The following is a 19025-nucleotide window of genomic DNA, read 5'->3' as shown; positions in this document are numbered from 1 at the left end:
GATACACCTAGCTTCGCTGCAGAGGGAGCAAGGCCTTGAACGGCAAGAAAGCTGTATTGTGGGGAGGGCTGGGTACGGACTACGTTTAGCCTAGAACAGGCTGACCTTTGCCAAACAGCTCACATAGTATGCGCCTTGTCGCTTCTACCCAGGTACCCCCGCAAACTCCCGAACATCCCGCAAAAACCGATCTACCTGCTCCTCCGAGGTCGACCAGGAGCACATCAGCCGGGAACAGCCGCCAATAAAGTTGTAGAACTTCCACCCTTTCGCTCTTAGCGCAGCCTGGGTAGTTTCCGGTAAATCCACAAACACACCATTGGCCTGCCTGGGGTAACGCAGGGATACGCCGTCAATACCGCGCAATCCGTGCTCCAGCCGTTCGGCACAGGCATTGGCGTGTCTGGCATTTTTCAGCCAGGTATCGTCAGTGAGCAGACCGCACCAGGGGGCTGAGATATAGCGCATCTTCGAGGCGAGTTGCCCCGCCTGTTTACAGCGCCATTCAAAGTCTTCGGCAAGTTTACGGTTGAAGAAAATGACCGTTTCACCCAGGGCCAGGCCATTCTTGGTGCCGGAGAAACAGAGCACGTCGACACCCGCTTTCCAGGTGATTTCAGAAGGGTGCACGTCCAGCGCCGCTACCGCGTTGGCAAAGCGTGCGCCATCCATATGAATGTTCAGGCTATGGCGGTCGGCCACTGCGCGCAACGCACGGAGTTCCTCTGGGGAGTAAAGGGTACCCACTTCTGTCGCCTGGGTGATGCTCAGTGCCTTGGGTTTGGGATAGTGAATATCGCTGCGTTTGGTGACAAGGTGTTCCACGCTTTCCGGGGTCAGCTTGCCGTTGGCACCTGTACCCAGCAACAGTTTTGCCCCGTTGGAGGCGTATTCGGGGCCGCCGCATTCATCGGTCTCAATGTGGGCCAGTTCGTGGCAGATCACGCTGTGGAAGGATTGCCCGATGGACGCCAGAGCGAGGGAGTTTGCGGCTGTGCCATTGAACACGAAGTAAACGTCGCAGTCGGTATCAAATACTTCGCGTAGTTGGTCTGCCGCTTTGGCTGTCCAGGTGTCTTCGCCGTAGGCAGGTTCGTCCTTCTGGTTGGCCTGTTCCATGGCGTTCCAGGCCTGGGGGCAGATACCGCTGTAATTATCGCTGGCGAATTGCTCCGAGTCTGACATTGGTTCTCCCGAAAATATCATGGGTGAATATCCACCCATTATTAGCTTTGCTGTGGGTGGTTAGCCACCCAATGTTCTTCGTCTATTTGTCTAATAAGAAATCAATTTATTGTTTTGTAAGTATTTTTACTAACTGGCCTGGCCCTTGCTGATAGCTCCCCCAGCGAGGCCGGGCAGGCCTCATCAGCACCCAACCAACAAGATGAATCGGGAGCATTTCTTATGAAACTTCAAACCATTCTGGCGGCTGCGATCGCCTCCTCCGTTGTTGCTGGCCCTGTGATTGCCCAGGATCGTGCCGGCTGGCCCGAGAGCTTTACCGTTGGCACGGCAAGCCAGGGCGGCACCTACTTTGCCTATGGCTCCGGCTGGGCGAACTTTGTGGCGGAGAATCTGGGGGTGTCTGGTGGTGCTGAAATCACCGGCGGCCCGGTTCAGAACATGGCGCTGGTTCACACCGGAGACCTGAAGTTTGGCCTGACCACCATGGGCCCGGCCCGTGAGTCCATGGAAGGCGAGAGCCCGCTGGCCCCGGGCATGAAGATGGACAACGTGTGTGCCATGTTCCCGATGTATGAAACCCCGTTCTCCATTGCCACGCTTTCCAGCTCCGGTATTACCAGCATCTCCGAGATTCCGGACGGTGCCACCATTGGTTTCGGGCCGGCCGGCTCCACCTCGGATACCTACTTCCCGCGCATGATGGAAACGCTGGGCGTCAAGTTCGAGCGTCGTAACGGCAGCTGGTCAGACCTCGGTGGCCAGCTTCAGGATGGTCTGATTGATGTGGTGGCCTTTGCGGCCGGTATTCCCATTCCGGCGGTCAGCCAGCTGGAAGTCCAGACCGACGTTAACGTGATCGGCATGAACGATGATGAAGCCAAGAAGATCGTCGATAACTTCCCGGTGTCGGAGTTCGTCATTCCGGCCAGCACCTACCAGTCCCTGGACGCTCCATCCCGAGTGGTCTCCATGTGGAACTTCGCCATGGTGAACTGCGATATGCCGGAAAGCTTTGTGTATGAAATCACCAAGCTGACCATGGAGAACAACGACAAGATGGTGTCGATCCATAAGGCGGCGCGCCACTCCGTTCCCGAGAACTACACCAAGAACAAGGTACTGCCCTGGCATCCGGGTGCGGCACGCTGGTTCAACGAGAACGGCTATCCCATCGAAGACGCGGCCATCAAGCAGTAATGAACCTGGCCGAAGGGTCGCCGGACGACCCTTCGGCATCCGGTCGATACCGATTCACCGCCTCTCAGACAGGCAGGACTTATCATGACCAAAGAACAACCCCATGCCGGCGGCGAAACGCAGCTGGCAGAAAACCTGACGGTCAATGAAGACCATGTATTGGCCCACAATGTGGATGAAGAACCGGTGGAGGCGAACCGTCGCCTGTACACCGGTCTTTTGCTGAAGTTCGTGGTGTTGCTGGCCATTGCCTATTCGGCGTTTCACCTCTACACCCTGAACGTGTCGCCCATGGAAACCTGGTCGTTCCGTATTGTCCACGTGGCCGGTGCCCTGGTGTTGGGCTTTATCCTGTTTGCCGGTGCACGTTTTGTGTCCGGTGAAGAAGGTGCCGCACGGCATCGCTGGACCACCTGGTTTGCGGCGGTGGCACTGATTCCAGCGCTCTATGCGCTGTACCAGACTTACGCCTTTCACCAGATGATTCTGGGTGGCACCCTGCGTATTCCCGCGGAACTGGAAACCTGGCATTTTGGCTGGCCGCTGCTGGCGGCTTCCGGTGTGGGTATTGTCATGAGCTGGTTCCACCAGCGCGACCGTGCCCGGTTCAGCGTGCCGGATCTGGTTCTGATCGTCTGCTCTGTGGCGGTTGCCGCCTACCTGCTGGTGGTGTTCAACACCTCCATGCGGATGACCACCGGCACCGCGTTCGCTCCCGTGGGCATTTCTTTCGCCGCTGTGGCCGGTACCGCGCTGATTATGGAGCTTACCCGCCGGGTAGCCGGCATGGCTCTGGTGGTGATTGCGCTGGTGTTTCTGGCCTACGTCTTCGCCGGCCCCTACCTTCCGGGCTTTCTGGGGTATCCCGGGCTGTCGGTGCAGCGCTTCTTCAGCCAGGTCTATACCGATGCGGGTATTCTCGGGCCGACCACGGCGGTGTCTTCGACCTACATTATCCTGTTCATTATCTTTGCCGCGTTTTTGCAGGCGTCGAAGGTAGGTGACTACTTTGTGAATTTCGCTTTTGCGGCGGCTGGCCGGTCCCGGGGTGGTCCCGCCAAAGTCTCCATTTTCGCCTCTGGCCTGATGGGTATGATTAACGGCACCAGTGCCGGGAACGTGGTATCCACCGGTTCCCTGACCATCCCCTTGATGAAGCGGGTTGGCTACAGCAAGGAATCCGCCGGCGCGGTTGAAGCAGCAGCGTCTACGGGCGGGCAGATCATGCCGCCGATCATGGGTGCGGGCGCCTTCATCATGGCGGAGATTACCGGTATTCCCTATACCGAAATTGCCATTGCGGCGATTATTCCGGCGATTCTGTACTTTGCCTCGGTCTACTTCATGGTCGATTTCGAGGCCAAGAAGCTGGGGATGCGCGGCATGCGCGAAGACGAGCTGCCCAATTTGCGCCTGATGCTGCGCCAGGTATACCTGTTTGTGCCCATCATCATTCTGATCGTGGCGTTGTTCCAGGGCTACTCGGTGATTCGTGCCGGTACTCTGGCCACGATTTCCGCGGCGGTGGTCAGCTGGATTTCCCCCAACAAGATGGGCCTGCGGCAGATTCTGCATGCGTTTGAGATAGCGGCCTATATGTCGATTCAGATCATCGTGGTCTGTGCGGCCGCCGGTGTCATTGTGGGTGTGATCTCACTCACCGGCGTTGGCGCTCGGTTCTCAGTGCTGTTGCTGGATGTGGCGGCCCACAGTCATCTGCTGGCTCTGGTGTTTGCCATGTTTATTTCCATTCTGCTGGGCATGGGCATGCCGACCACCGCAGCTTATGCCGTTGCAGCTTCGGTCGTGGCTCCGGGCCTGGTGCAGTTGGGGATTGAGCCGCTGACGGCGCACTTCTTTGTATTCTACTTTGCCGTGGTCTCGGCCATCACGCCGCCTGTGGCACTGGCGTCCTATGCGGCGGCGGGTATTTCCGGTGCCAACGCCATGTCGACATCGGTGGCGTCGTTCCGTATCGGCATTGCGGCGTTCATCGTGCCCTTCATGTTCTTCTACAACAGTGCGCTGTTGATGGAAGGAGGGTGGTTCGAAATCGGACGGGCGCTGATTACCGCTACCTTTGGCGTGTACCTGCTGTCTGCCGGTGTGCTGGGCTGGTTCGCACGGTCGTCCGCCCCGGTTCTGGTACGGTTGTTACTGGTGGCCGCAGCCCTGCTGACCATCGAGGGTGGTTTGTGGACGGATCTGGCCGGTATCGCGCTGGCGGTAATCGCCATGCTCATCCAGCGCAAGCGTGCGCCGGCTCTCGCCGCAGCCTGATCTGGCCAGTACCCGGAGGACAACCTGCCGCTGAGCGGGTTGTCCTGCCGGTCCGGGGGCGCTAGGCTTGGCCGAAGCCCCTCTTTGATGTTTCGGAACTGAATTCCATGCTCCAGCGCTTCAGCGTCGTTGTGATTCTGGTTGTCATCATGCTGCTGTCCTGGCTTCTGGGCGGTTGGTACGGTTATCGCCAGCTGGAGCAGGAGGCCCTGCAAGAGGCTTTCCGGTACCGACAACTGGTTGCGAATGAGCTGAACCGGTATCTGCCGGTACCGGCTCTTATCGCCGAACACCCCCTGTTAGCCGACGCGCTCAAGCAACCGAATGATGCCGTGACCCTGCTTCGCGCCAACGAGCAGATGCAAAGAATGGCCACCATTGTCGGCGGCTCAGATATCTACCTGATGGATTTGTCTGGTTTGACGATTGCGGCCAACAATTTCGGCCAGCCGGACACCTTCGTTGGCAATAATTACGCGTTTCGCCCCTACTTTTCTGAAGCCGTGCAAACCGGAGATTCAGTGGCCTATTTCGCCTTGGGTTTACGGTCCCTGGAGCGTGGTCTGTACTTCACTCATCCGGTGCGCGATCAGCGGGGCAAAATGCTCGGGGTCGTAGCCATCAAGATATTGGTCCATGAGCTGGAGTCGCAGTGGCACCGGCCAGAATCGACCCAGCAGGCGCAAATGGTGGTGCTGGACGGCGACGGCATCAGTTTTCTGTCCAGTCGCAGCCAGTGGTTGTATCGGGACTTTCGGCCAGGTGACAAGGCCGAAAAAACCGCCCGCGTGCGGCAGCGTTACCCCGAGCGGGATTTAGCGCCTGTTGACTTCTCGGTCACTGGCAAGCCTTGGGGGCTGGCGGATTATTCCACACGGATTCAGTTACGGGACAGCAACAGTGTCGGCACGTACCTGACCGTCGAGGTGGACCTGCCCAGGCTGGACTGGAGCCTGATGGTACTGACCGAGACGCGATCAGTACTCTGGACCCGCGCCGGTTTCCTGGTCAGCGGGCTGGCCTTGTTCCTGGCCGGGTTCCTTACCTGGTTGTATCTCCGCGAACGATACCGGCGGGAACGTGAACTGGCCTTGAGGGGAGAGCAGTTGGAGCGTCGCGTTGCTCAGCGGACAGCCGATCTTAAACGTTCCAATGACCAACTGCTGGAAGAGATACAGGAGCGGGAGAGAGCCCAGACGGAGTTGCGTGAAACCCAGCAAGAGCTCATCCAGGCTGCCAAGCTCGCGGTGCTCGGGCAAATGTCGGCGGGTCTGAACCACGAGATCAATCAGCCCCTGACCGCTATCCAGGGTTATGCCCGCAACAGTCGGAAGTTTCTGGAGCGGGGGGCCACCGATATGGTGGATGCCAACCTGGGGGAAATTGTCGCCCTGTGCGACAAGATGGCGGAGCTCATCCGACAGTTTAAGGTGTTCGCGAGAAAGTCCGAGGGCCCCCCGTCGGTGGTTGATCTCAGATTGGCGGTGGATGGAGCCCTCAAGATTATTCGTGCCCAGCACAGCAGTAGCGGCATTGTCATCGATTGGCATCGTCCGGAGCAGCCGGTCATGTGCCACGGCGATCTGATCCGGATCGAACAGGTGATGGTCAATCTGGTGGCGAACGCGGTTCAGGCGGTTGAAGGCCGTGACGAGCCGTTGATCGAGATCATGATTGATGAGGAAGAGGGGAGCTGGCGTTGCCGGGTTCGAGACAATGGGCATGGCCTTCCCGGTAACACAGAGAAGGTGTTCGAACCGTTTTTTACCACCCGCTCTGTCAAACAGGGGTTGGGCCTGGGGCTTTCCATTTCCCGTCAGATCGTTGAAGCTCTGGGCGGAAACCTGGTCGGCCACAATCGTGACGATGGTCCGGGTGCCGAGTTCGTTCTCAAATTGAAACAGCGTAGGGCAGAGGAATGACAACCGCTTCAGTCATTTTTGTCGATGACGACCCGGATATCCGGCCACTGATGGAACAGACCCTGGAGCTGGAGGATATCCCGGTGGCCTGTTTTGCGGATGGTGCGTCAGCCTTGCAGGAGGTTCATCCGGATTTCGAGGGCATCGTCCTGTGTGATTACAACATGCCGGGCATGGACGGCCTGGATGTGTTGCAGCGCATCCGGCAGATTGATGAAGATATTCCGGTCATTCTGCTGACTGGTCAGGGCGATATCAGCACGGCGGTATCGGCCATGCAGCAGGGTGCCTACGATTTCATCGAGAAACCGTTTGATCACGAGGAGTTGATTGAACTTCTGCGGCATGCCCTTGAGAAACGGCATCTGGCGCTTGAGAACCGGCGGCTGAAAGCTCAGCTCCGACACCTTGCCCGCCCCGGCCCCCGGATGCTGGGCGATTCGCCGGCTATGCAACGGGTGATGGCGACCATTGATCCGGTATTGGATATCTCCGCAAACGTGCTCCTTCATGGTGAGACGGGGTCCGGTAAGGACGCGCTGGCCAGATATATCCATGAAAACAGTCCACGCAGCAGCCACAATTTTGTTGCGATCAATTGCGGCGCTGTACCCGAGAATCTGATCGAAAGCGAGCTGTTCGGGCACGAGGCCGGTGCCTTCACAGGTGCTGACAAACGACGTGTTGGCAAGATAGAACACGCTCATCGGGGAACCCTGTTCCTGGATGAGCTGGAAAGTATGCCCATGCCGTTGCAGATAAAACTGCTCCGGGTTCTTGAGGAGCAACGGGTTGAGCGGCTTGGCAGCAACCAGGTCGTGGACGTGGACGTACGTATTATCGCCGCCACCAAATCCGATCTGAAAGAACTGAGTGACAAGGGAGAATTCCGGTCCGACCTTTATTACCGACTGAATGTGGTGAAAGTGGATATTCCGCCGTTGCGGGAGCGAAAGGAAGACATCCCCAAACTGTTCCATCACTTTGTGCTGATTGCTGCCGCTCGCTATGACCGGGAGAGTGTGCCTTTGGACGCACGTCAGGCTGCCCGGCTGATGCAGCATTCCTGGCCCGGCAACGTTCGGGAACTGCGTAACCTGGCCGAGCGATATGTCTTGCTGGGCCCGGCAGCCCTGGCCGAAGGCGATTCTGCCAGCGGACCGAACATTGCCAGCCGGCAGACGCTGTCGGAAATGATGGATGGCTTTGAACGCTCGGCGATTGTCAGTGCGCTGAACGCCTGCCACGGTAGCATCAAGGACACCATGGTGCAGCTCGGGATTGCCCGCAAGACGCTGTATGACAAAATGAAGAAACACGGGTTGGACAAAGCCGAGTTCAAAGACTGACCATTACAAAAGATAACGCCCCGGTTGCACTGGTTTTACAAACCACGAGGTTTCCTCGATAAATCTGTCGTGTGTTTTTCTGTAGGATTGCTAATCTTTTTTTAGCGGACTTCTCCGACAGTCATTCCAACCACGGAAAACACACCACATGAAGAATCTGACCATCCAGGCGAGGGTGCTGTTGCTGGCACTGGTGCCGGTTATTGTTCTGACTGCATTGCTGACCACTTACAACCTGAATCAGGCCCGCTCGATCGGAGAGCAGGCGGTTGCAAGCTTCTCGGAAGACATGGAGGCCAGCAAGCGCCAGGAACTGCGCAACTATCTGGAACTGGCGAAAACGTCCATCCAGCATCTGTATGAGCAGCCGGGCTCGGCCAATGATCCTGAGGTCCAGCAGCAGGCCTGGGACATCTTGCGGCAACTGCGTTTTGACGACTCCGGCAGTGAGGGCTATCTGTTCGCCTATACCACGGAAGGTGTTTCGGTGATGCATGGTGTCAATTCCGCCCTGGAAGGCCGTAACCTCTGGGGCTTTCAGGACCCGAACGGCACCTACCTGATTCGCGAACTGATCGAGGCTGCGCGCAATGGTGGCGGCTATGTACCCTATGGCTGGAAACACCCGGAAACCGGTAACGTAGCCCCCAAGTTAGGCTATGCCGAAATGCTGCCGAAATGGGGCGTGATGATTGGCACCGGATTCTGGATTGACGGCCTGGAATCTCAGGTTGCTTCCATGGAGCAGCGGGTGGGAAATTCCCTGGGTGAGGCAATCATTGGTTCGGTGACCACCTCCCTGATCGCTCTGGCCATTATTGTCTTCCTTGCCCTTGTCGTGGTTCGCGGCATTATCAGTCCGTTGAAGTCGGCGGTGACGGCGATGAATGGCATTGCCAGTGGCGACGGGGATCTTACCCGTCGGCTGGAGGTCTCGGGTCGGGACGAGCTGTCGCAGCTGGCCACGGCGTTCAACAGCTTTGCGGATCAGGTCCATGGGCTGGTCCGCCAGGTCCGCCAGTCGGCCGAGACATTGAATGTTACCACCGGCGAGTTGAACGAGGTCATGGTGGAAGCCGAGCAGGGCGTTGAGCGCCAGAAATCGGAAAGTGATCAGGTAGCCACCGCCATGAACGAGATGACCGCCGCAGCCCAGGAAGTGGCCGGTAATGCCAGTGAAGCGTCGGATTCGGCTGGCCACGCTACCGCTCAGGTAACCGATGCCCAGGGGCTGGTCTACCAGGCCATCGAGGTGATTGGCGGGCTCTCCAAACAGGTGGAAGAGGGTGTTCAGGTCATAGAAAAACTGGGCACCGACTCCCGCCAGATCGACAGCGTGCTGGAGGTTATTCGGGAGATTGCCGACCAGACCAACCTGTTAGCCCTGAATGCTGCCATCGAGGCGGCTCGCGCCGGAGAAGCCGGCCGTGGCTTTGCCGTGGTTGCCGACGAGGTACGTACGCTGGCAAGCAGGACCCAGAAGAGCACTCAGGAGATCCAGGCGACCATCGAGCGGCTGCAGAAAGGTGCCCAGCAGGCGGTAATGCTGATCGGCGCCATCAGCCAGCGCAGCGAGGAAACCGTGGAGGAAACCCGCCAGGTGAACGAAGCGCTGCAGCGTATTTCCCAGGCCGTGAACACGATTACCGATATGAACACCCAGATTGCCAGTGCTGCGGAAGAGCAGACCAGCGTGTCGGAAACCATCAACCAGAATGTCCACGAAATCGTGGCAATCTCGGAACAGACTGCCCAGGGAACCCGTCGCGCCGGCGAAGCGACCCAGCGCCTCAAGGCACTGGCCGGTGAGTTGACCGACCAGGTCAGCCGCTACCGGGTCTGAGCAGAGTTACCTATCCAGTCGAAGGAAAAGGCGCAGTCACGCAAGTGACCTGCGCCTTTTTTTTGCCTGGATCAGGGCGCGATCTTCTTTTTCAGGGCTTTGGTCAGCGGCCTTGGCAGGCTCGGCAGCGACTTCAGCAGCCAGGGCAGCACCTTTCTTTTTACGCCATTCAGGGATTCCGGTACCACCGCTTCAATCAGGTGCGGGCCGGGGTTGTGTTTGGCGTATTCCATGGCTTTGATCAGCTCTTCCGCCGTGGTTACCCGGGTGCCGTGCACGCCCATGCTCTGGGCCAGCAACGCGTAGTTGGTGACCGGGCCACTGATGTCGAGCTGTGATTTCGCCTTGGCACCGGCTTCTTCTGCGCCAACCCGTTCCAGTTCTACGTTCAGGATCGAGTAGGAGGCGTTGTTGAAGATGATGGTGATCACGTTCAGGTTTTCCCTCGCCATGGTCCACAGGGCCTGGTTGGTATACATGGCGGTGCCGTCACCGATCAGTGCGTAAACCTGGCGATCCGGACAGGCGATGGCTGCGCCGACGGCGTTGGGCATGCCTTGCCCGATGGCCCCGCCGGTGAGGGTGATCAGGTCGTGCCGTGGTGAGCCTGCGGTCATGGCGTTCAGCATCAGGCCGGAGGTGATGGCTTCATCCACGATAATGCTGTTCTCGGGCATCAGTTCGCCCACCGCCCGGCAAACTTTTTCGGCGGTGAGTTTACCTTTGGGCAGGCCGGGGCGGCCGGGCGCCTGCAGCTTGGGTTGGGCATTGCTGGCACCGAGAGTATCGGCCAGCTTTTTCAGGCTGGTGGTGGCATCCTGCTCCGGTGTGCTCAGAGTGTGAGCCGTGCAGTTGTCTGGCACCAGGTAGCTTTGTTTGCCCGGATAGGCGAAGAAGGATACCGGGGCCTTGGCATCCACCAGAATCAGGTGGTCAAACTCGGAGAGCTGCAGGGTAGCCAGTTCCGCCAGGTAAGCGATCCGCTCCACCGGCGGCAGGCCGGCGCCCCGTTCAATGCGGGTTGGGAAGGTTTCGGCAAACAGGGTGACACCGTTGTGAGCGGCAATGCGTGCCGCCTCCAGCAGAGCGGGCTCACGCAAGGCGCGGCCACCCAGCAGCAGGGCGGTTTTCCTACCGCTCTTAATGGCTTCTGCGGCCGCTTTAACAGCGCTATCTTCAGCTGCAGGCGCTTGCGGTTGAGTGGGTGCGGCACAAGGCTTGCCGCCTTCGCCCCAGGACACATCCGCTGGCAGAATCAGAGTGGCTACCTGCCCTGGCAGGCCCCGGGCGGCGGTGATGGCTTCGGCGGCATCCTGGCAAAGGGCTTCTGTGCTTTGTGACGTGCGCACAAAACTGGGGGAGATGTTGCGAGCGACCGTTTCGATGTCAGACTGCAACTGGGCGTCGTATTTCACATGGTAGGTGGCATGGTCGCCAACAATGTTGACCACCGGTACCTTACCCTTGCGTGCATTGTGCAGATTGGCCAGGCCATTACCCAGGCCACAGCCCAGGTGCAGCAGGGTAGCAGCGGGTTTGTCCGCCATCCGGGCGTAGCCGTCGGCGGCACCGGTGGCGACGCCTTCAAACAGGGCCAGTACCGCCCGCATTCCGGGTTCGCTGTCCAGGGCGGCGACGAAATGCATTTCGCTGGTGCCTGGGTTGGTAAAACAGACTTCAACACCCGAATCCACCAGGGTTTTCATGAGTGCCTGAGCGCCGTTGGTCATTGTTGTTCTCCAGCTTGGGTCAATTCGTTTGTATTGGTCCGGTCGAGATGGGTCTCGTTGATATCGGCAATTCTGGTGACACCGGTCAGGGTCATGGCCAGTTTCAGTTCCTGCTGCCAGGTGTTCAGGAGTCGGGTTAATCCAGCCTGACCTTCTGCCGCCAGGGCCCACGCCCAGGGGCGACCAATCATCACGCCGTTGGCTCCCAGGGCAAGGGCGCGGAAAACGTCTACGCCGTTGCGGATGCCGCCATCCACCAGGATCTCGGTGTCGTTGCCGACGGCGGCCACGATGTCCGGGAGTTTGCGGGCGGTGGCGGCCACACCATCTAACTGACGACCGCCGTGATTGGAGACCACGATGCCATCGGCACCGACGTTGACGGCTGCTTTGGCATCATCCACTTCCAGTATGCCTTTCAGGATCAGTTTCCCTGGCCAGCGTTCCCGCAGCCATTCGATGGCCTGCCAGGTGACGGAGGCATCGAACTGGGTATCGACCCACTGCTTGAAGGAGTCCAGGTTACTGGCCTCTGGCACTGCGTCGCTCAGGTTGCCAAAGGTCAGGGGTTTACCTTTTATCGCTACCTGCCATAGCCACCCGGGCCTGGATAGCAGTTGCTGCGCTTTGAGCGCAACAGAACGGGCGCCGGCGCTGTTCAGGCCGTTACGGGTGTCCCGATGCCGGGGGCCGGGCAGGGGCAGGTCGATGGTAAAGATCAGCGTCTGGCAGCCGGAATCCCAGGCTTTTTTCAGCAGGTTTTCTACGTAGCCCCGGTCGCGAATCATGTACAACTGGAACCAGAACGGCGCCGTGGCGGCTGCTTTCACTTCTGCCAACGGGCATATGCCAACGGTGGAGAGGGTGAAAGGCAACTCGGCCGCATTGGCGGCTTTTACTGCCTGGGCTTCTCCCCGTTGTGCCATCATTCCGGCCAGCCCCAGAGGCGCCAGGGCGACAGGCATGCTGCAGGATTGCCCGGCCAACTCGGTGCGGGTGTCCACGTTATCGACATCAATCAGCACACGTTGGCGCAGGGCGATATCCTGCCAGCCGCGGACATTGGCCCGCAGGGTGTGTTCTTCGGTGGCGCCGCCGTCCAGGTAATCTGCCAGAAACCGGGGCAGTTTACGGCGAGCGAGTTGCTGGTAATCGGCGGCGGTGGCCGGATAACTCAGGGGCATGGTCTCAGTTTCCCTTGATGATGGAGCGGGCGGCAGCCCGCGCCGTCAGAATGCAACCGGGCAGGAAGGTGCCTTCGAGTGACCGTTTGCCATTGCTGCCACCGCCGCCAAAGCCGGCCGCTTCGCCGACACAGTACAGGCCGCGGATGGGTTGCCCGCTGGCATCCATTACCCGGCTTTGCAGGTCGGTGCGCAGGCCACCCAGGCTCTTGCGGGTAGTCAGTTGCATGTGAATGGCGATATACGGCCCGGCGCCTGGTTTCTGCAGAGGCGCCGGTTTGCAGGTGCGCAGCCGGTCCGGCCCCCACTGGCGGGCGTGGCGGATCATGCGGATTTGGGCATCGTTGTTCAGTTGATCGCCCTTGCTGAAATTGGCATCGAAAGCATCGGCGGTGGCTTTCAGAGTGGCAGCGTCAATGTCCAGAGAGCAGGTTAGGGCGTTCATTTTCTTCGCCAGCCCTTCCAGGGTGTCATCCACCAGGAAGTGGCGGCTTTCGTGCTGCATCTGATTCACCAGCGGTTTGTTGCCCAGCAGCAGTTCTTTCAGGAACAGCGGGAATTGTTTGTCCCGGATTCTGGCATTGTGTTCAGCGCCGGAGATGGCAAATTCTTTCAGTGCGATACGCCGGTTCAGCAGGTGCCAGGTCCAGGGTTTTTCCTGTTCGGCTACCCGTTGGCACAGCCAGTGAGTATCAAAGCCGGTCACCAGGGGCTCCGGCCCTATACGCTCGCCCCGGTGGTTCAACCAGAGTGCGGATTTACACGGTATGGTAGACAGACCGTGGCCCGGGAAATGCGGATAGGGATGGGGAAAGCCGGCGGCATAGTTCCACATTTCGCCTGCGTGGGTGATGCGCGCGCCCAGGTGGTCTTTGGCCCAGTGGTGCAGTTTGCCATCGGCAAACGGGTGGGCACCGTTGAGAATGGTGTCCGGTTGCGGACGATGTCTGGGCCAGTTGGTACGGCACTCGGCGTGGCTGCCGTTGATACCGCCCATAGCCAGCACCACGTTCGGAGCCTCAAACCGCATTTCTTCGCCGGTTTCCTCGTTGATGGCAACGGCGCCGCAGACCTCACCGGCCTGATGGTCGACTGCGGTAATTCGGTGCCGGTGATGAATGGCCAGTCTGCCACTGGTGTTGGCTTCGTGCAGGGCATTGACCATGCAGCGCACCAGTTCCCGGGAGGTGCCCCAGGTGATGTGGTACCGGGGCACGCTGTTGCCATCGCCAAACCGGCCTCGCTCCACCCAGTTCACCGCCGGCATGAATTTGATGCCTTCGTCAGCGAGCCAGTCGTGCACCTCGGTACGGGAATGCTCAACGTAATAGCGGGCCCACTGCACAGGCCACTCATCGTTTGGGTCCAGTTCGCCGAAGCGCAGCCAGTCGTTCAGCGCCAGTTCCGGCGAATCGGCGATTCTCATGCGCCGCTGCAGCGGCGTGTCAATCAGCATCATGCCGCCAAAGGCCCACAGCGCCAGACCTCCGAAGCGTTCGGGGCTGTCACGATCAACAATGGTTACGGACTTGCCAGCCCGCAGTGCTTCCAGGGCGGTGACAATACCTGCCAGGCCGCCGCCGGCAATCAAAAGGTCTGAGCTAACAGGTTTCACCATGGTGCGCTTCCGGATTGTATTTTTGGTTTTGTTGTTACAGACCATATAACGCTATGATCGGTTCTGAATTGACTTTAGAGGCCATAATAATTGACATTAGAAGCCACCGTATCCATGGGCTGGGTCAATACCGTGATCGATGCCGCGCAGCGTTTGGGCGTTGCCGAGAACCTGCTGCTGGAAACTGCCGGTCTGCCGGCCGGGGCCCTGTCTCTCGAACGATGGCCCATCGACTTCATTACCCGTCTCTGGCATGCCGCTGAGCAGTGCACGCGGGATCCGGGGTTTGGTCTGAAAGTTGGTACTGGCGTGCGACCAGCCAGTATTGATGCGGTCAGTTTCGCCATGCAGAGCGCCGCCACCCTGCGCGAAGCCATCACCCTGGTCCAGAAATACCAGCGGCTGATCTCTGATGGCGGTCGCTTCCAGATGATACCGGGTAGCAGGGGCACCTGGATTGTCTACCACCCCCGGCAGGGGCGTCTGGCGTTCAGTCCGCATCAGATTGAAGCCGTGCTGTCGGCCGTGGTCAGCCTGACCGACTGGATTGCCGGTTCTGCGGTTGGGCCTGTGCGAGTGCAATTCAGTCAGGCCCGTCTGGGGCCACTGTCAGGGTACCGGGAGGTGTTTGGTTGCCCGGTGGAGTTCGAGCAGGCGTTCAGTGGTTTGCTGGTGGGTAATGAGGTGCTGGACAGGCCTTTACCACAGGCAGATCCGGCCCTTGCCCGTGTACATGAACAGTACAATGCAGGGCGGCTGGCGGCGCTGGAAAAGGGCGCTGTGTCGGCAGAGGATCTGCGACAATGGCTGGTCGCCCGGATGGGGCCAAACCTTCCACGACGGGCAGAAGCGGCCAGGATGTTGGGGCTCAGCGAACGTACGTTGGCCCGTCGGCTGGAGGCACAGGGCTATACGTTCAACAGCTTGTTGGACGAGGTGCGCCGGGAGCTCGCCCTGGCGGCGGTGCGGGAATCGGGGTTGTCCCTGGCAGAGATCGCTTTATCGCTCGGATTTGCAGAGGCCAGTACCTTTTACCGGGCATTCCATCGCTGGACTGGCATGCCCCCGGCTCGCTGGCGCAAACAGGGGGCGCACTGAAACCTACAGATTGGCTTCGGCAAACTCTGCCAGTACCGAACGGGGCACGCCTTGCAGATGGATGTGACCGCCGTGGCGGAAGCCCTTGAAGCGCTCAGTCATGTAGGTCAGGCCGGAACTCAGGGGGCTCAGATAGGGGGTGTCTATCTGCGCCAGGTTGCCCAGGCAGATCACCTTGGAGCCGTTACCGGCCCGGGTGATGATGGTCTTGATCTGGTGCGGGGTCAGGTTCTGTGATTCATCGATGATGATGAGGCTGTGCTGGAAGCTGCGGCCCCGGATGTAGTTCATGGATTTGAAGTGCAGAGGCACTTTGCTGAGGATGTAGTCGACACTGGCGGTCATGTTCTCATCGTCTTCGTGCAAAGCTTCCAGGTTGTCCACGATCGCACCCAGCCAGGGTTCCATTTTCTCGGCTTCGGTGCCGGGCAGGAAACCGATATCCTCGTCCAGGCCCTGGGTGGACCGGGTCGCGATGATGCGTTTGTAGAGTTTGCTGGCCACGGTCATTTCAATACAGGCGGCCAGGGCCAGAATGGTTTTACCGGAACCCGCCGAGCCGGTCAGGTTCACCAGGTGGATGTCGGGGTCCAGTAACAGGTTCAGGGCCATGGCCTGATAGATATCCCTGGGCACCAGGCCCCAGACTTCTTCATTCATCAGATCATGCTGGTGCAGATCCTTGAGCACCAGTTGGTCCTCGGAGATATCAACTACCTTGCCGATGAAGCCCTGCTCGTCAATCACGAACTCGTTGATGTTCAGTTTCGCCAGTTCCCCTTCGCGTTTGAGCAGGTGTTCCGTCACTCCCTCCCGCTGTATGGTTTCCACCTTGGCGATACCGTCCCAGAACGAGTTCGGGAACTCCTTGTAGCCCTTGGGCAGCAGGTCAATGTCGTCAAGTAGCTGGTCGTTGTGGTAGTCCTGGGCTTCGACACCAAAGCCGCGGGCCTTTAACCGCATGTTGATGTCTTTACTGACCAGGATGATATCCCGGGACTTGTGGCGTGCCTGCAGGGCGGCGAGGGTGTTGATGATCTTGTTGTCGTTCAGGTGCTCCGGCAGTGAGTGATTGCCGGCACCTTCGGTGCTCATGATGATTGAGAGGGTGCCCAGTGGGTCCGCTTTCTTGCCGCGCAGAATAGGCACGCCTTTCTCGATGTCCTTGGGGCTGGCATCACCCAGCAGTTTGTCGATGTTTCGAATGGCCTGGCGGCAGTCGGCGGCAACCGTCTGTTTGCCGGATTTCAGGCTGTCGAGTTCTTCGAGGACGGTCATCGGAATGATGACATCATGTTCTTCAAAGTTCAGGAGGGCATTCGGGTCGTGAATCAGGACGTTGGTGTCGAGGACATACATTTTCCGGCGAGCTTGCGGTGCTCTTGGCATAGGGGGCGCTACCTCTCTGGTGGCTCAGTCGGTCTCGGCGCAGCGTTGCGTCAGGTCTCTGTCGGAGATCAGTTTCAGCATGTCATAAGTGGTTATGATACCGGTGATTTTTGAATCCCGGGTGACAAAGATCCGGTGCAGGTGCTCTCGCATCATGATATTGGCAATGTCTCGCACTGGCGTGTCTTCGTCAACCGACAAAACAATGGGCGTCATGATGTCCCGGACCTCAACCGGAACCTTGCCCATCTCTTCGAAGATGACCATACGCAGACGCCGGGCCTCTTCCTGCTCCTCTTCGGTCAGCCTGGGCTGATCGCCGGAACGGGAGGCATTCCAACGGAATTCGGTAATGTCCTTGAGGGTGGCTATGCCGATGACGTCGCCGTTGTCGTCGGTAACCGGGCTGCCGGTGATTTCGTTGTCGGTGAGGAACCTGGCGAGGCGATCCATAGTCCAGTTGTGGGGGACAGCCTTGATGGTCGGGGTCATGATCTCATGGGCGAGAACACTCATGTGCGGGCATCTTCCGTTTGCTGTGCTTTTGATGAAGCTTAGCCGTTCCGTGGCCTGCCGTCACCCCTGCATTGTGGGTCGGGTTAACGGGCTTCCGGGCTTACGCCCTGCAATGTGCCGTCTTCGCCCCATTGCAACTGGTAACCCTGATAGCGATCCTGTTTGGCGACGGCTTCCAGTGCGAGGATGGATTTGACCGGTATATCGACAATCAGGCTATTGACCAGCCATCCGGGCAATGCGCCGTTGGGTTCGGTGTGCTGCACCCAGACCATTCGGGTTCGGTCGCCCTCCGGGGTAAACCGGTAGAGTGTGTCGGAGCGGTCCACCCGCACGCGACTGTTGAACTCGGCCCGCATGTTGGGAGTGGCGTTGAGGTCCATGATAATCTCGCCGGTGGACGCGTCGCCGCGGGTACGGATGCGCAGTACATAATCACGGTCGGCTACCGGCCACGGCATATCGTTGACCGAATAGGCATAGCGATCGTGGAAGTCCCCCTGGCCAAAGGCATGGGATTCGGTGCAGTTGTGTACCCATTCCTCACAGGATTCCGGATTGACCATGACGGCCATCAGGTTCTCGATAGGAACGTCCAGTTCCGCTACTGCCTTGAAAGCCTCGAACCCCGAGCCTTCCCGCGCCATGGTGTATATCCGCACATTGTCCACTTCCTTGCGCAGTGACCAGGCCTCGGCATCTTCCGATGGCAACGGGCCGGTTTCACTGGCGGACACAGACAAGGTCATCAACAGGCCCATAATGCCGGAAATCAGGCGGCTAACGCCGTGGGCTCTGGTTGTGGTCATAGGCTAAACTTCCGTTGTAAGAGTGAGCCGAGTCTACCACGGGGCGCAATGGCCCCCGCCTGTGAATGCGGGGGTTTGTGAACCAGGTAGCTTAGTTACACAACGCACACCACGATTGGCCTGATCTGACGAACATTATGACAACACAGAAACTGGTAGATGCCCGCGGACGAATAACGCCAGGGCTGATGGAGCATCCTGTCGACACCATCAACTATCTCGACTACGACCTGCGCACGGTGATGGACAAGCCTCGGACCCGCCTGGCCAGACACTGGCGTTTCAACCAGTTCCAGTTTGTCAGTGCGATGGCACCGGGCTGGGTGTTTGGCCTGGCTATTGTGGATCTGAACCTGGTGGGTAATGGCTTTTTCTATCTGTTCGATTTCGAGAGCGGACAGATGTTCGAGCATTCGTTTTTGCAGCCTCTGGCCAGGAACACGAACATAGAGCCCTATCCTGAACGCGGTCACGCCCGGTTCCGCAAAGGCGACTTGAGCATGGCCATTGAACCGGCCACCGGCGGTCGGAATGTGAGAGTGAGCGGACCCGGTAATATCCGGGTGGATCTTGAGTTGCGGGACACCGAACAACCCTTGCGGCTGGTGTCGCCGGCCGGATACAACGGCTGGGTGTTCACCCGGAAATCGGCCGGGCTGACGGTGGACGGTGAAGTGCGCCTGGGCGATGTGGTCTGGCGTTGCGATGAGTCTACCCGTGGGTCCATCGACTGGAGCTGCGGCTTCATGCGCCGGGAGACTGCCTGGAACTGGGCCAGTCTGGCTGGGGTTGCCGACAATGGTGTTTCAGTGGGGCTGAACCTGGCCGCTGGTGTGAACGAGACCGGGATGACCGAGAACGCGCTCTGGCTCGACGGACGTCGCATTCTGCTGGGGCCGGCC

General features: G+C 59.1%; 14 protein-coding genes. 7 read left to right on the top strand and 7 right to left on the bottom strand.

The genetic code is table 11. The features are described from left to right. Positions 1-144: 144 nt before the first annotated feature. Complete coding sequence (locus tag B3Y70_RS10200; RefSeq protein WP_023011493.1) at positions 145-1185, bottom strand: threonine aldolase family protein; 1041 nt, start codon at positions 1183-1185, stop codon at positions 145-147. A 222-nt stretch (positions 1186-1407) separates the two neighbouring features. On the opposite strand from B3Y70_RS10200, the gene B3Y70_RS10195 reads away from it, so the two are divergent. From B3Y70_RS10195 to B3Y70_RS10175, 5 genes are all read left to right on the top strand, one after another. Then, positions 1408-2385 carry a TAXI family TRAP transporter solute-binding subunit gene (locus B3Y70_RS10195; protein WP_022991005.1) on the top strand — a complete coding sequence of 326 codons (978 nt, stop codon included), beginning with the start codon at positions 1408-1410 and terminating at the stop codon, positions 2383-2385. Positions 2386-2469: 84 nt separating this feature from the next. After that, positions 2470-4665 carry a TRAP transporter permease gene (locus B3Y70_RS10190; protein ID WP_273029723.1) on the top strand — a complete coding sequence of 732 codons (2196 nt, stop codon included), beginning with the start codon at positions 2470-2472 and terminating at the stop codon, positions 4663-4665. A gap of 107 nt (positions 4666-4772) precedes the next feature. Next, entirely contained in the window at positions 4773-6587 is a 1815-nt protein-coding gene (locus B3Y70_RS10185; RefSeq protein WP_023008866.1) for a sensor histidine kinase, read from the top strand. Continuing rightward, positions 6584-7936 carry a sigma-54-dependent transcriptional regulator gene (locus B3Y70_RS10180; RefSeq protein ID WP_011785810.1) on the top strand — a complete coding sequence of 451 codons (1353 nt, stop codon included), beginning with the start codon at positions 6584-6586 and terminating at the stop codon, positions 7934-7936. The genes B3Y70_RS10185 and B3Y70_RS10180 overlap by 4 nt, the downstream gene beginning before the upstream one ends. A gap of 148 nt (positions 7937-8084) precedes the next feature. Then, positions 8085-9779, top strand: coding sequence for a methyl-accepting chemotaxis protein (locus B3Y70_RS10175; RefSeq protein ID WP_199452143.1), 1695 nt, complete (start codon positions 8085-8087; stop codon positions 9777-9779). A gap of 71 nt (positions 9780-9850) precedes the next feature. On the opposite strand, the gene B3Y70_RS10170 is transcribed toward B3Y70_RS10175, so the two are convergent. From B3Y70_RS10170 to B3Y70_RS10160, 3 genes are read right to left on the bottom strand one after another with little or no spacing between them, the layout of a single operon-like run. Beyond that, positions 9851-11509 (bottom strand): acetolactate synthase large subunit, encoded by a 1659-nt coding sequence (locus tag B3Y70_RS10170; RefSeq protein WP_199452144.1) that lies wholly within the window; start codon positions 11507-11509, stop codon positions 9851-9853. Then, positions 11506-12693, bottom strand: coding sequence for an L-lactate dehydrogenase (locus B3Y70_RS10165; protein WP_278350378.1), 1188 nt, complete (start codon positions 12691-12693; stop codon positions 11506-11508). The genes B3Y70_RS10170 and B3Y70_RS10165 overlap by 4 nt, the downstream gene beginning before the upstream one ends. A 4-nt stretch (positions 12694-12697) precedes the next feature. Next, on the bottom strand, positions 12698-14311 hold the full coding sequence (locus B3Y70_RS10160; RefSeq protein WP_278350379.1) for an FAD-binding dehydrogenase: 1614 nt from the start codon (positions 14309-14311) through the stop codon (positions 12698-12700). A gap of 90 nt (positions 14312-14401) precedes the next feature. Here B3Y70_RS10160 and B3Y70_RS10155 point away from each other — a divergent pair, with 90 nt between their 5' ends. Next, complete coding sequence (locus tag B3Y70_RS10155; RefSeq protein WP_273029716.1) at positions 14402-15409, top strand: AraC family transcriptional regulator; 1008 nt, start codon at positions 14402-14404, stop codon at positions 15407-15409. Positions 15410-15412: 3 nt separating this feature from the next. Here the strand turns inward: B3Y70_RS10155 and B3Y70_RS10150 are convergent, their stop codons facing one another. The 3 genes from B3Y70_RS10150 to B3Y70_RS10140 form a co-directional block, all read right to left on the bottom strand. Then, on the bottom strand, positions 15413-16798 hold the full coding sequence (locus B3Y70_RS10150) for a PhoH family protein (RefSeq protein WP_011785804.1): 1386 nt from the start codon (positions 16796-16798) through the stop codon (positions 15413-15415). A 24-nt stretch (positions 16799-16822) separates the two neighbouring features. Next, positions 16823-17314: an HPP family protein gene (locus B3Y70_RS10145; RefSeq protein WP_011785803.1), complete on the bottom strand. Its 492-nt coding sequence runs from the start codon at positions 17312-17314 to the stop codon at positions 16823-16825. Positions 17315-17397: 83 nt separating this feature from the next. Further along, positions 17398-18123 carry an START domain-containing protein gene (locus B3Y70_RS10140; protein ID WP_011785802.1) on the bottom strand — a complete coding sequence of 242 codons (726 nt, stop codon included), beginning with the start codon at positions 18121-18123 and terminating at the stop codon, positions 17398-17400. Between the two features lie 137 nt (positions 18124-18260). On the opposite strand from B3Y70_RS10140, the gene B3Y70_RS10135 reads away from it, so the two are divergent. After that, positions 18261-19025 (top strand): DUF2804 domain-containing protein (locus B3Y70_RS10135; protein WP_288589736.1); only part of this gene is annotated, 765 nt, incomplete at its 3' end.

This window comes from Marinobacter sp. UBA5687 (assembly GCF_002420325.1).
GTDB lineage: Bacteria > Pseudomonadota > Gammaproteobacteria > Pseudomonadales > Oleiphilaceae > Marinobacter > Marinobacter nauticus.
Note: the sequence above shows the minus strand (reverse complement) of the source record. Positions and strands in the feature narration are given on the sequence as shown.